14 protein-coding genes are annotated in these 12,470 nt (G+C 46.7%); 4 read left to right on the top strand and 10 right to left on the bottom strand.

Translation table 11 applies throughout. The features are described 5' to 3' along the window. Nucleotides 1-81 precede the first annotated feature (81 nt). The 5 genes from YC6258_RS10800 to rpsP all read right to left on the bottom strand — a co-directional run bounded on the left by YC6258_RS10800 (nucleotide 82) and on the right by rpsP (nucleotide 3,012). A complete protein-coding gene (locus YC6258_RS10800) occupies nucleotides 82-864 on the bottom strand; it encodes a DsbC family protein (protein ID WP_052830214.1) in 783 nt (260 codons plus the stop codon). A gap of 194 nt (nucleotides 865-1,058) precedes the next feature. After that, nucleotides 1,059-1,424 (bottom strand): 50S ribosomal protein L19, encoded by a 366-nt coding sequence (gene rplS / locus YC6258_RS10795; protein WP_044617000.1) that lies wholly within the window; start codon nucleotides 1,422-1,424, stop codon nucleotides 1,059-1,061. Beyond that, complete coding sequence (gene trmD / locus YC6258_RS10790; protein WP_044616999.1) at nucleotides 1,408-2,184, bottom strand: tRNA (guanosine(37)-N1)-methyltransferase TrmD; 777 nt, start codon at nucleotides 2,182-2,184, stop codon at nucleotides 1,408-1,410. The genes rplS and trmD overlap by 17 nt, the downstream gene beginning before the upstream one ends. 9 nt (nucleotides 2,185-2,193) lie before the next feature. Beyond that, the gene (gene rimM, locus YC6258_RS10785) at nucleotides 2,194-2,721 is read right to left on the bottom strand and encodes a ribosome maturation factor RimM (protein ID WP_044616998.1); all 528 of its coding nucleotides are present in this window, start codon (nucleotides 2,719-2,721) and stop codon (nucleotides 2,194-2,196) included. 39 nt (nucleotides 2,722-2,760) lie between these two features. After that, on the bottom strand, nucleotides 2,761-3,012 hold the full coding sequence (gene rpsP / locus YC6258_RS10780) for a 30S ribosomal protein S16 (protein ID WP_044616997.1): 252 nt from the start codon (nucleotides 3,010-3,012) through the stop codon (nucleotides 2,761-2,763). Between the two features lie 216 nt (nucleotides 3,013-3,228). On the opposite strand from rpsP, the gene YC6258_RS10775 reads away from it, so the two are divergent. After that, nucleotides 3,229-4,047, top strand: a complete 819-nt coding sequence (locus YC6258_RS10775; protein WP_044616996.1) for an aldose epimerase family protein — start codon at nucleotides 3,229-3,231, stop codon at nucleotides 4,045-4,047. 386 nt (nucleotides 4,048-4,433) lie between these two features. Here YC6258_RS10775 and grxD read toward each other — a convergent pair whose 3' ends face one another. Beyond that, nucleotides 4,434-4,757, bottom strand: coding sequence for a Grx4 family monothiol glutaredoxin (grxD, locus tag YC6258_RS10770; protein WP_044616995.1), 324 nt, complete (start codon nucleotides 4,755-4,757; stop codon nucleotides 4,434-4,436). A 282-nt stretch (nucleotides 4,758-5,039) separates the two neighbouring features. On the opposite strand from grxD, the gene argF reads away from it, so the two are divergent. Then, on the top strand, nucleotides 5,040-5,957 hold the full coding sequence (gene argF, locus YC6258_RS10765) for an ornithine carbamoyltransferase (RefSeq protein WP_044616994.1): 918 nt from the start codon (nucleotides 5,040-5,042) through the stop codon (nucleotides 5,955-5,957). Nucleotides 5,958-6,005: 48 nt separating this feature from the next. Here the strand turns inward: argF and YC6258_RS10760 are convergent, their stop codons facing one another. Continuing rightward, nucleotides 6,006-6,464, bottom strand: a complete 459-nt coding sequence (locus YC6258_RS10760) for a hypothetical protein (RefSeq protein ID WP_044616993.1) — start codon at nucleotides 6,462-6,464, stop codon at nucleotides 6,006-6,008. Between the two features lie 441 nt (nucleotides 6,465-6,905). Between YC6258_RS10760 and glgC the strand changes: the two genes are divergently transcribed. Beyond that, nucleotides 6,906-8,135: a glucose-1-phosphate adenylyltransferase gene (glgC, locus tag YC6258_RS10755; protein WP_044616992.1), complete on the top strand. Its 1,230-nt coding sequence runs from the start codon at nucleotides 6,906-6,908 to the stop codon at nucleotides 8,133-8,135. A 138-nt stretch (nucleotides 8,136-8,273) separates the two neighbouring features. Beyond that, on the top strand, nucleotides 8,274-9,749 hold the full coding sequence (gene glgA / locus YC6258_RS10750) for a glycogen synthase GlgA (RefSeq protein WP_044616991.1): 1,476 nt from the start codon (nucleotides 8,274-8,276) through the stop codon (nucleotides 9,747-9,749). Here the strand turns inward: glgA and YC6258_RS10745 are convergent. The 3 genes from YC6258_RS10745 to mltB form a co-directional block, all read right to left on the bottom strand. After that, nucleotides 9,711-10,904, bottom strand: coding sequence for an MFS transporter (locus YC6258_RS10745; protein ID WP_044616990.1), 1,194 nt, complete (start codon nucleotides 10,902-10,904; stop codon nucleotides 9,711-9,713). The two genes, glgA and YC6258_RS10745, sit on opposite strands and share 39 nt — an antisense overlap. Nucleotides 10,905-10,979: 75 nt before the next feature. Next, a complete protein-coding gene (gene tadA / locus YC6258_RS10740; protein ID WP_211264667.1) occupies nucleotides 10,980-11,459 on the bottom strand; it encodes a tRNA adenosine(34) deaminase TadA in 480 nt (159 codons plus the stop codon). 15 nt (nucleotides 11,460-11,474) lie between these two features. After that, entirely contained in the window at nucleotides 11,475-12,464 is a 990-nt protein-coding gene (gene mltB, locus YC6258_RS10735) for a lytic murein transglycosylase B (RefSeq protein WP_044616989.1), read from the bottom strand. Nucleotides 12,465-12,470: the final 6 nt, after the last annotated feature.

Raw genomic sequence — 12,470 nt, 5'->3', positions numbered from 1 at the left:
ACTGGAGAGTGTCAATCAGCCCCCAGGCGTCAGGGGGCTGCAAATATTAGAATGCTATATTGAAGAAAAAACAACAAAGGGTTACAGGATGCCGAGGCGTTGAGCCAATTGCTCAGCAGGCACATAACCCGGGATCATGGTGCCATCTGCTGCAACAATTGCCGGAGTACCCTGAACACCGATTTGCCGGCCAACATTAAATTGCTCCGCCACCGGACTATTGCAGTTGGTGGATGGGATCGACTTCATCTGCTTAAGGTTATTCATCGCTTCGCGCGGGTCGGGAGAACACCATGCACTCACCATCTTATTATAAGCCGAGGAACCTATACCCGCCCTTGGATAAGCAGCATAACGGACAGTAATACCCAATTTATTGTATTGAGCCATCTCTGCATGCAGCTTACGACAATAAGGACACTCCACATCCGTAAAAACCGTTACAACGGTCTTTTCAGGGGCCGAAGCAGCATAGGTGATATAAGAGGCAGGATCCACCTGGTCGAGTATCCCCTTACGAACCTCATTATATGCCGCACGGGCTTTCAGCTTGGCCGGTTCACTAAGGTTTTCAAAACCACTTTCACCATTTCGATACAGATCCCCAATCACAAAGTAATCACCGGATGCATCAACATATAACGTATCTTCATTTTGCAGGACGACCTGATACATACCATCCAGGTCTGACTCATCAATCGAAACAATAGGAACCTGTTTATCAATCGACGCCAGTGCGGCCTTGATCGCCTCTTTATCAGCTGTTGTTGCCACAGCCGTGGGATTCTGCGCAACCATCCAGCCACCAGTCGCAGCGATAGCACCCACAGCAACAACTCCCAACAAACCAATTAATTTATTCACTGAACATAGCCTCCATCAAACATATGGACCACACTATAACCAATCCTGAACCCAATTTATTACTAAATTATATTTTTCGAGAAAACGTTCACCATTGGAAAACAAGTCAGCCTTGGGTTCAGACACGCATTGCTTTTGTTACAGGCATAAAAAAAGCAGCCGAAGCTGCTTTATAGAACCAGGGCTGACCAAGATCAACCTTTACGGTCCAGTTTTTCTTTAATACGTGCAGACTTACCAGAACGATCACGCAAATAGTAGATTTTGGATTGACGAACGTCACCACGACGCTTCACTTCAATACTTTCTACCAATGGGCTGTGTAACTGAAATGTCCGCTCTACGCCCACACCACTGGAAATTTTCCGAACGGTGAAGTTAGAACCCAAACCACGGTTGCGACGACCAATACACACGCCTTCAAACGCCTGTAAACGCTCGCGCTCACCTTCTTTAACTTTAACCTGTACCACCAACGTATCACCAGGACCAAATGCTGGTACATTTGTCTTTAACTGCTCAGCTTCTATTGCTTGAATAATTTTATTTCTGTTGCTCATTTTCGGCTCCCGAGTCCTGTGCAGAGCGATGCTCCTGCATGAATTCGTCCAAAAGGGTTTGCTCCAGCTTGTCTAAATTTCTATGCTGCAACAAATCCGGCCTTTTTAACCATGTTCGACCCAGTGACTGCTTCAAGCGCCAACGCCTGATGTTTTCATGATGGCCACTGAGTAACACCTGTGGGACTGCAAGTCCCTTGAATATCTCTGGTCTTGTGTAGTGTGGACAATCCAATAACCCGTTCATAAATGAGTCTTGCTCAGCTGACCCTTCATGCCCCAGGACACCGGGAACCTGACGACTTACCGCATCAAATAGACACATCGCCGCCAACTCACCACCACTTAAAACAAAGTCTCCTATCGACCACTCCTCATCAATTTCAGTCTCAATAATGCGCTCATCGATACCTTCGTAACGACCGCAGACCAAAATCAACTTTTCAGCTTCGACCAGCTCGGATACACCCTGCTGATCCAGCTGCCTTCCCTGGGGAGACAAGTAAATGGTTCGGACACCGGCCCCTGCATGAGCCTTGGCAGCTGTCAGTGCGGCCAGCAATGGTTCAACTTTCATTACCATGCCCGGTCCGCCACCAAAAGGCCTGTCATCAACCGTGCGGTGAACGTCCAGAGTAAAATCTCTGGGATTCCAGAAATCCACGTCAATCAGTCCTTTTTTCACTGCCCTTCCCGTTACCCCTGAATCGGTTACTGCACCGAACATCTCAGGAAACAGACTGACAATTCCAAACCACACAGCGCTGCCTCAATAGTCCGGTTGCCAATCAACCAGAATCTCACCGTTTGTCAGGTCAACGTTTTTGACCACCTCATCCATTAGATAAGGAATCAAACGCTCTTCATGATCAATGGCACTATCATTACCACGAACCACAAGAACATCATTGGCCGTACCGGCACTCATCATATGATCAACAACCCCAAGGTTGGTGCCGTTCAACGTCACCACCTTTAACCCCTCCAGCTCATGCCAGTAGAAATCTCCATCTTCCAGCTCAGGCAATTGCTCGGCCACAACGTAAATCTCAGCCCCTTGGTACTTCAGGGCTTCATCGCGATCGTCACAATCTTTTATATGAGCTATCAATCCTTTGCCATGCACTTTACCTGCGTTTAAACGAACGACCAAACGACGTCCATTCAACTGCAAGATCCATTCGGGGTAGTCCAGGATCTGGTTCATCGGCTCAGTATAGGAATAAACCTTCACCCAACCTTTGATACCAAAAACAGAAGTTATTTTTCCAAGAGCAATCAGCTTGTTATCACCCATGGAAAGACCTTCCCACACTCAACACTAAACAACAGATGATCAGGCGTTAGCCTTACGATATTCTTTCACCAGCGCAGCAACCCGGTCAGTCGCCTGGGCGCCCTTCTCAACCCAGTAGTCAACGCGACTCAGGTCAATACGTAACTTTTCTTCCTGGCCACGGGCAACTGGGTTAAAGAAACCAACACGTTCGATATAACGGCCATCACGTGGATTGCGGCTATCGGCAACGGTCAGATGATAAAATGGGCGCTTCTTGGAACCGCCACGAGCGAGGCGAATAGTTACCATCGCGTTCTCCTATCTGGGGTAAGCTTTGAAATCACTTACCGTTAGTGTCCACCGTAACCCGAAGGTTAACGGTTTTTTTAATCAGACCCGATTAAGAGCCTGCCCAACGATTATGCCCTCTAAATTTTGGAGGGCACAAAAAGTGGCGCGATTATACGTATTTGACTGCTATTTTCAAGACCAGTATTTTTCTTCTTTTCATTATCGGAAAACATCATGATTAAAGAGTACATTTGGCACGATAAACCCTGTCTTGAACTGAATACTCCCCTTGGCAAAATCCAAATTAGTCTCTGGGGCGGCCAACTGCTGCAGTGGCTGCCCGAAAATGCCAACCCCGTTTTCTGGCTGTCCAAGGTTCCACCTCAACCAGGCAAACCCATCAGAGGAGGAATTCCCGTATGCTGGCCCTGGTTTGGCGGCAAAGAAGGATATGAAAGCCATGGCTGGGCCAGGACATCTCTCTGGACTCTGGAACACAGCGACGATCAATCTGTCACTCTGTCTTTGAGCGGATCACTGAAGCACCTGCCGGAAAACTCCCGATTTGAAATACAACAGCGCTTTATTGTAACCGACACACTGACCCAGATTCTGAGCTTTAAACACGAACACTCCACACCGATCTTGTTTCAAACAGCGCTGCATTCATATTTTTCCGTCAGTCATCCAGGCAAGGTTCAAATAAAGGGACTGGAAGATAAAGCATACAAAGACAAACTCGCCAATTATGCAGTAAAAAGAACTCCTCATTCGATTGATGCAAACCTGCCCTGGGACGCCACAATTTCAAATACAGAAGGATGGCAACTGGACGACTCAGGTCTTAACCGCCGCATTGAATGCCAAACCAACAATGCAGACACGACTGTTCTGTGGCATCCAAGTGATCAGACGACCCAAGCCATGCCAGATATCCACCCCGGAGGAAACTCTGAATATTTGTGCCTTGAAACAGCTAACCTTGAAGACACTCCTGTCCCCCCTGGACAGCTGGTCACGGTAACTCATACGATATCGATTACCTCATTATAAATAACCATACAGGTGGACGGACGGACAGCTCCGCTCGTCCAACGCCCTTTATAGCCCCGGTCCCTGTCAAGTTACCACTCAAACAGGTTCCGGCCATGGTAAACCAGATCGCGCATGTTTATCTGTTTGTTGACGCACCCGGCACTAGCTTATAAAGAGACACATGGTGACAAAAGGCATCGGATGAAGGTATCAAGCAACCATTTTCGAAAATAATAAATAAGACATGGCAACACCCATGATTTAGAAGAGCCGGTCACCCGAATCAACCATGTCAATCCGCCTGATATCAATAGCCTGTTTTACGGTTAAAAGTGCTTGAAAGGTGAAAGAGGAGAAAGGGTCGATTCCAAAATATTCACCGACCCTGAGGATGGAAAGTATGGTTATGCTTTTGGGGCAACGGAATCGATCAAAGTCTTCAACTCACCGGACTCCGCCATCTCAGAAACGATGTCGCAGCCACCAACCAATTCACCATTAACCCATAATTGAGGAAATGTAGGCCAATTCGCATACTTAGGAAGTTCTGCCCTGATATCGGGGTTCTGCAAAATATCAACATACGCAAAACGTTGACCGCATGCCATCAGATGTTGCACAGCACGGGCAGAAAAACCACACATCGGCTGATTCGGATTACCTTTCATATATAACAGAATCGGGTTGGCAGAAATCTGTTCTTTAATCGTTTCAATCGTATCAGTCATAACAATACCCTAGTAAGTAAGTCAGATTAAACATTGGTTCATTCTAATCCTTAGACTTGGTTTTTGCACCCGCCGATGATTTACCTCAAATAGCCGTAACCAGAACTTAATCTCACAATTGCCTTACCTTGCTGTAGTCGGTAGACTCTGACAATTAGCGTATTATCGACGCATTTGAAGGCCGATCCTGGCGATGGTGACTTTGTTGTCTTCCATTGTCATGAGTCGGCTTTTTTATTTCAGCCACTCGGCAGCAATAAGTATTAAAAGAGGAGATACGCCATGGGTCAGGTAAGGCATTTTTTGACCTTAAGTGACTTGTCCAAGCCAGAACTGTATGCATTGATTGTCAGAGCTATTGAGCTAAAGGCCATGCAGAAACGGCGGGAAAACTATGAACCGTTTAAGAATTATGTACTGGCCATGGTATTTGAGAAATCCTCTACCCGAACCCGTATTTCATTTGAAACGGGCATGGCGCAGTTAGGCGGGCATGCCATCTTTCTCTCCCCACGAGACGCCCAGTTCGGTCGTGGGGAACCTCTTGAAGATACCGCCAGAGTTCTGTCTGAAATGGTTGATGCAGTTATGGTCAGAACATTTGACCACCAAAGCATTGAGACATTTGCACAGTATTCTCGCATTCCGGTTATCAATGCGCTCACCGACGATTATCATCCCTGTCAGTTGCTGGCGGACATGCAAACTTACCACGAAGTACGAGGGGATATAAAAGGGAAAACTGTTACCTGGGTCGGTGATGGCAACAACATGTGTAACTCCTATATCAACGCAGCAGTGCAGTTCGATTTCAATCTTAATATTGCCTGTCCGGAAGGATTTGAACCCATGCAAAGCCTGTTAGAAATCGCCGGTGATCGGGTCCAGATCATACGTGATCCACAGGATGCTGTTCGCGGAGCGTCATTAGTAACAACTGACGTATGGGCTTCAATGGGACAGGAAGAAGAGCAGAAGCTGCGCCTGGAAAAATTTAAGGGTTATCAGGTGAGTCCTGATTTAATGGATCTGGCGGAGAAGGATGCTATTTTCCTGCACTGCCTGCCAGCTCACAGAGGCGAAGAAATCAGTCAGGATATGCTCGACGACCCGCGTTCATTTGCTTTTCCCCAAGCTGGCAACCGCCTGCACGCACAGAAAGCACTATTGGAATTTTTGTTCAACAACTCAAACCAATAGCGCCGCTGAAATGCAGCATCATCACTGGTGATGCTGCACGAAGTTCAACTACTCCTGAGCCATTCCATCCGCCCTGATTTGCAGATTCAGAGTCGCTTCGCTATCAATTTGCAAGGTAAAAGTCTCACCAGCAGACAATTTTAGGTCGGTACAATTATCGCAATCGAGGCCGGTATCAACAGTGCCTGATAACTGTGCCTCCAAAATTCTTTTATCATCTGTCACGCAAACCATCTTTCCTGCCTGCAAAGCCAAATGTTTATCATTTATTATTGAAGTGGCATTTAACAGGCAATAACTGGGCAAAGGTTCACTCAGTTTTCCACTGTCAACAGCCTTAGGGTCCAGGACCACTTCTGTCTGTTGACCCGGATTTATCTCGGTATCAACCACAACAGATACTTCGAACTGTGTTCCACCTGAAATGGTAATGGGCTTCTTCTCGGCCATGGCCCCCATAGATACCAGCATAAGGCCCACTACACCCACACACAAATGATTGAACATTGACTAACTCTCCATACACTCACATTGAATGGTCATAAATCATAACAGATGTGTTACATAAATAGATCTAATCGTCCTATCGTAGCATGGACAAAAAACTTTGAACGTAAACAGGAGCCCGGTTTCAGGTTTCTATTAGACAGGCCGAAAAGCAGCCGTTAATCTAACCCCAATAGATGAAAGAACGGGTTTAAATCAACGAATGAAGACAAAACTATTGATTTTCTTGGCAGTAATCTCAATGGTAATAGGGTTATTAGTATTTATTGAGCAAAAGAGACAGCAGCCGGAATATTCAGATGTTTTCTTTGGCATGAATGATAAAGCGGCTTTCCGGAACCAGAGTTAATCAAGGCAATTATAATAATGGTGTGGACAGTCATGAAAGAAAAGCAATTTCAATAACAATAAAACCAAAACCTATCAATAAGGGGTGAAAGCATGTCAGGCATTCTTTCAATGATTCTTGCAGGTGGGGAAGGCACACGATTGGCACCGTTGACTTCTGTACGCGCCAAGCCAGCAGTACCATTTGGCGGTAATTATCGAATCATCGATTTTGTTCTTAACAATTTTGTTAATTCAGATTTACTTCAAATTTTTGTACTGACCCAATTTAAGTCCCATTCACTACTCAAACATCTCAGTCGCTCGTGGCGGGTAACCGGCCTGACCAGCCGATTTATTGATCCTATTCCTGCTCAAATGCAAACAGGTAAACACTGGTACCAGGGCACTGCTGATGCCATTTACCAGAATGTCAATCTGGTTGAAGGAATGGATCCTGAAGTGGTCTGTGTCTTCGGTGGTGATCACATTTATAAAATGGATATTCGCCAGATGATCAATTTTCATCATGACCACGGCGCTCTTCTAACAGTCGCGGCCATCCCGGTCCCAGTCAGTCAGGCAGATCAGTTTGGGATTATTGAAGTTGATGAAAATGGCAAGATGATCGGCTTTGAGGAAAAGCCCAAAGAAAACCCCAAAACCATACCGGGTCGCCCCGGATATGCACTGGCCTCAATGGGCAATTATGTGTTTGATGCCAAAACTCTGGTCCAAACGTTAAAAGACGATGCTGAAGACATGGAGTCACTGCACGATTTTGGCCATAGCATCATTCCCAAACTGTTTGAGAGCGGTGATGTCTATGTCTATGATTTTTCCATCAACGAAATTCGCGGTGAACCGGAAAACTCCCGAGGATACTGGCGAGACGTGGGGACCATAGACAGTTTTTATGAAGCCAACATGGATCTGATTTCAGTCATTCCACCGATAGACCTTTATAACAAACACTGGCCACTGCGCAGCTATCATCCTCCAGTTCCACCAGCTAAATTTGTCCACGACGAAAAAAATCGAACTGGTCAGGCCATTCGTTCAATGGTGGCTTCAGGTTGTATTATTTCCGGTTCAATCGTATACAACTCAGTACTGGGATTTAACAATCACATTCACAGTCATTCGTATGTCGACAGTTCCGTCATCATGGGCAACTGCGACATTGGCCGTGGCTGTCGTATCCGAAGGGCTATTCTGGACAAAAATGTCAGCTTAGCTCCCGGTACCGTTATTGGTGAAGACCCGGTACACGATCGTGAGCGTTTCCATGTATCTGCGGAAGGGGTCGTGGTCATCCCCAAAGGCGCAAAAATCGGCTTTTAAGCAATACTTCCTGTCCACATCAGATCCCGATCATTTCCGGGATCTGTCCCCTGATTCAAGCCTGTGTCAGAATGATCGCCATTAGTTGAACCATATTTTCAGTATCCGTACTAAACATTTCCCATTGAGGAGTAATGAATGAGAGTATTATTTTTGGCCTCTGAAATGGATGGACTGGTAAAAACCGGTGGGCTGGCAGATGTTGCCCGCGCATTGCCGGAACAGTTGGTCAAAAAAGGTGTTGATGTCAGAGTCGTCATTCCATGTTATCGCCCATTGCTTGCCAGAAACTTTCCGGTTCGTATACCCCAGCTCGAAACCCGGTTGAATCACTTCAACAGCTACTTTTCTGCCATTCGGGAAACTGAAGTCTCCGGCGTCACCGTTTATTTGATTGAACATAATCACTTTTTTGACCGCGAAGGTCTTTATTTTGATGAGCAGGGTGACTTCGGCGACAATGCCATTCGCTTTGCTCTGCTCTGTAAGGCGGCGCTGGATATCTGCGATGTATTGAGCTGGTATCCGGATATTATTCACTGCAACGACTGGCAGACGGCTCTGACACCGCTCTACCTTAAGGAACACTTGCACCGCCATCCGGGTTTCACTCACACCCGCACACTTTTAAGCATTCACAATGGATTATTCCAGGGACATGCTCCTGGCGAACAGCGTTACGAAATAGGGATGCATCCTGGTTTTTTTACTTCGGAAGTGTTTGAAGATCACGGCAAAATAAATCTTCTCAAAGGCGGGATTGTTATGGCTGATGCCGTTTGTGCTGTCAGCCCCGGATATCGGAACGAGTTACTGAGTCCTGAAGGCAGCCATGGTTTGTGGATGTACTATGGTCGTCGGCGGGATTCATTCCACGGTATTTTAAATGGTTGCGACTATAACAGCTGGAACCCCGAGGTCGATGCACACATCAGTGCGACATTTTCTGCCTCCGATATCAGCGGCAAACATCAATGCAAACACGCATTGCAGCAGCAGAGCGGACTACAGGTCAATCCAGACATTCCGGTCCTGGGCATTGTCAGCCGCCTGACAGATCAGAAAGGATTTCAGTTTCTACTTCCCGCACTGCAGGAATTGCTACATCACCAGGACAGCTATTTTCAGATCGTGGCATTGGGGTCAGGAAACCAGGATTTTTCTGACTGGCTGACCCAGCTGGCAACAGACTTTCCTGACCGGGTCCATTTTACTCATGGTTACAACGAGCCATTATCCCATCAGATTGAGGCTGGCGCAGATTTTTTCCTGATGCCCTCCGCATTCGAACCATGCGGACTCAACCAGATCTACAGCCTTAAATACGGAACACTGCCTATTGTCAGAGCTACTGGAGGCTTACAGGATACGGTGGTCGGCCTTGATGATCACCACAGTAACCTTTCCATTGCCACTGGTTTCAGTTTTGCCGAACCTTCTGCAGAAGCCTGCAAGCAGGTCATTCTCAAAGCTCTAGGCATTTGGCAACATCACCGGGATATCTACAACCAGATGCAGCATCGGGCCATGGAGCAGGATTTCTCCTGGGATAACCCGGTGCAGCAATATCTCGACCTATACAGCCGTATTTTGACCAGTGCGGGCGGCGGATAACGCCAGTAACTTTTGTGGACGCATGTAAAGTACAGCCAGAACCAGTGCAATCAGACACATTGCACTGGAACTGAAAAATACAAGACGAGCACCTTCCCCACCATTCCAGAAATGCCCGCCATACACGTTCCCAAGCACCAGACCAAGACCACTGACCAGACACACATAAAGACTCTGCCCCATTCCCCGCTGATGGCGATAAAAGACTTGCCCAATCAAAAACATAGCAGTGACATGCATCGCACCAAAACTAAATGCGTGGATCAACTGAACAGCAGCCATGGCGGCGAAGTTGCCTGGCACACTCGCCATCACAAACCAGCGAATAACACTAAGCGACAAAGCCAGACAAAGGATTTTAAAGTAGCCGTATCGAAACAACACGATGGGAATCAAAAAGGTCAATGCAGTCTCTGCAATCGGGGCTACTGCCAACAATACTCCGATGCTGCTGGAGCTGTGTCCCCAGCTCTGCCAATATAAATCAGCAAAGCTGTTATAAGGCGCAAGCGCAGTCTGGTTAATCAGATAAACTATAAACAGGATGATGACAAACAACTCTTTGAAATGTTCCAGACCATTGCCTTTGATCTCAGCTCCGGTTTCGCCATAAGAATGATATTCCGGGTCTTTGAGCAGAAACATAAACGCAAACAATGCAACGACCGTGGCCATGAGCAGATAGCGATACCACTGGATACCGTATTCGTCCATGATCGGCCCAACCGTCCAAACAATGGAAGTAAAACCGACAGCTCCCCAGGAACGAATAAAACCATAGCGGTGTTTATTTTCACCCAGGTAGTCAAGTGTGACAGCTTCCAGCTGTGGCAACACCATACTGAGACCAGAACCAATCAAAAGCACCGAAAGAATAACACGCCCGAAACCAACCTGAGGTTCAAACAACCATGCGGCCAGTATCATTAGCAGTGCTGCCGCACGGGCCAGAGGCAAACGAACCCCCAAGACATCACTGATACGGGCCAACACAAAAGGAGCCAGCATATTAATACCGGTCAGGCAGGCCATTGCGATACCAATCTGCTGAAAATCATAACCGTAGTGATTGAGATAACGTCCCAGATACGGAATCAAGACACCAAAAATTGCATAGTAAGCAAAATACAGTAGAGACAAACGTATATAAGGCAAAAGAAACACCCTTAAAATGCGAAATCAGCTTTCACATAATTGTGCAAAACATGTGATGGCGTGATTATTCCAGGACTACGGACTGGCTTTCTTGATTTGCGCCCGACGGGCTTTGAAAAAATCTGACAGCATTCCACCGCAACGAGATTCGAGAACGCCTTTTACTACTTTTATGCGATGATTGAAATAACCTTTTTCACCAATTTGATCGGCACTGCATACAACCCCGGCTTTTGGCTCACAAGCGCCAAATACTAATGACTCAATCCGGGCATGGATCATCGCCCCGTAACACATGGTACAAGGCTCCAACGTGACATACAGAGTACTGCCCGGTAAGCGATAATTATTCACCTTTTGCGCAGCGTTTCTCAGCGCCATGATTTCTGCATGGGCAGAGGGATCATGAGTGCTGATGGGTTGATTGTATCCCTCCCCGATCACCTCACCATTCCGTACTACGATTGCACCGACAGGGACTTCATTCATTCCCCAGGCTTTTTCCGCCTGTTCCAATGCCAACGCCATCCAGTATTCATGCTCGGAATTATCCACTCCCCGATCCCCTTCTCATTGACCAAAAAGCGACTGAAATTCAAGCCCGAGATGATGCACGGTCAAGGCATACAACCGGCTATGGTTATAACGGGTGATGACATAAAAATTTTTCAACCCCACCCAATACTCCATACCAGCGTCAGTCTCCACTTTAAAGGGAATCGTTTGTTGTTGTTTATCAGCAATGTCCTGTTCCAGTTTCCAACCGCTGTTGATGACTTCTTCAACTGTCGCTCCAAGTTTCATGGAATCAGCAATCAATGAGTCATACTGGTCTCCACTGACACTGGCTTTAACTGCAACCAACGCATCTTTCGTCCAGCCATGCACCTTAAAGTAATTGGCAATACTGCCAATCGCATCCACCGGGTTATCCCAGATATCAATATGATCATCAAAATCAAAATCGACCGCATAGGCTCTGAAGCTTGATGGCATAAACTGTGGGTATCCCATGGCACCGGCATAAGAACCTTTGACCGAAAACGGATCTATTTTCTGGTCCCGGCTAATCAGTAAAAACTCTCGCAGTTCTTTCTGAAAATAATCAGCTCTGCGCGGATAATAAAATCCGGTCGTTGCCAAAGCATCAAATACTCTATAACCGCCCATGGTACGACCAAACCGGGACTCAATTGCAATCACCGCCAGAATCACCTCTGCCGGTACCCCATAAACATATTCAGCCCTGGTCAGCGCCACCCGGTATGTTTCTGCAAACGCTTTTCCACGCGCCATAGTCTCCGGGGACACAAACATTGGCTTATAGCTTTTATAACTGGAAGTCGTCTCTTTGGGGCGATTAAAGGCTTCAATAATACTGGCCTGATAACGTACCTGGCCAAACCACTCATCCAGCTGCTGCTGACTGAAACCATCCTCGGCCACCAGTTTGGCAGTAAAGGTCTTAACATCCGGATTATCGACAAATGTCTCAGCCAATGTCTGAACTGACAAAAACGGCAGGCAACACCAAAAGAATAGATACAGGATTTTAGTCATGAATTT

The organism is Gynuella sunshinyii YC6258 (assembly GCF_000940805.1).
Taxonomy (GTDB): domain Bacteria; phylum Pseudomonadota; class Gammaproteobacteria; order Pseudomonadales; family Natronospirillaceae; genus Gynuella; species Gynuella sunshinyii.
The sequence above is the reverse complement of the archived record's forward strand: the minus strand, read 5'-3'. Positions and strand labels throughout refer to the sequence as shown.

Coding starts and splice junctions, on each gene's coding strand:
- grxD (WP_044616995.1), bottom strand. CDS start 4,757: ATGACTGATACGATTGAAACGATTAAAGAACAGATTTCTGCCAACCCG.
- glgC (WP_044616992.1), top strand. CDS start 6,906: ATGTCAGGCATTCTTTCAATGATTCTTGCAGGTGGGGAAGGCACACGA.
- rpsP (WP_044616997.1), bottom strand. CDS start 3,012: ATGGTAACTATTCGCCTCGCTCGTGGCGGTTCCAAGAAGCGCCCATTT.
- YC6258_RS10775 (WP_044616996.1), top strand. CDS start 3,229: ATGATTAAAGAGTACATTTGGCACGATAAACCCTGTCTTGAACTGAAT.
- argF (WP_044616994.1), top strand. CDS start 5,040: ATGGGTCAGGTAAGGCATTTTTTGACCTTAAGTGACTTGTCCAAGCCA.
- mltB (WP_044616989.1), bottom strand. CDS start 12,464: ATGACTAAAATCCTGTATCTATTCTTTTGGTGTTGCCTGCCGTTTTTG.
- glgA (WP_044616991.1), top strand. CDS start 8,274: ATGAGAGTATTATTTTTGGCCTCTGAAATGGATGGACTGGTAAAAACC.
- YC6258_RS10760 (WP_044616993.1), bottom strand. CDS start 6,464: ATGTTCAATCATTTGTGTGTGGGTGTAGTGGGCCTTATGCTGGTATCT.
- rplS (WP_044617000.1), bottom strand. CDS start 1,424: ATGAGCAACAGAAATAAAATTATTCAAGCAATAGAAGCTGAGCAGTTA.
- rimM (WP_044616998.1), bottom strand. CDS start 2,721: ATGGGTGATAACAAGCTGATTGCTCTTGGAAAAATAACTTCTGTTTTT.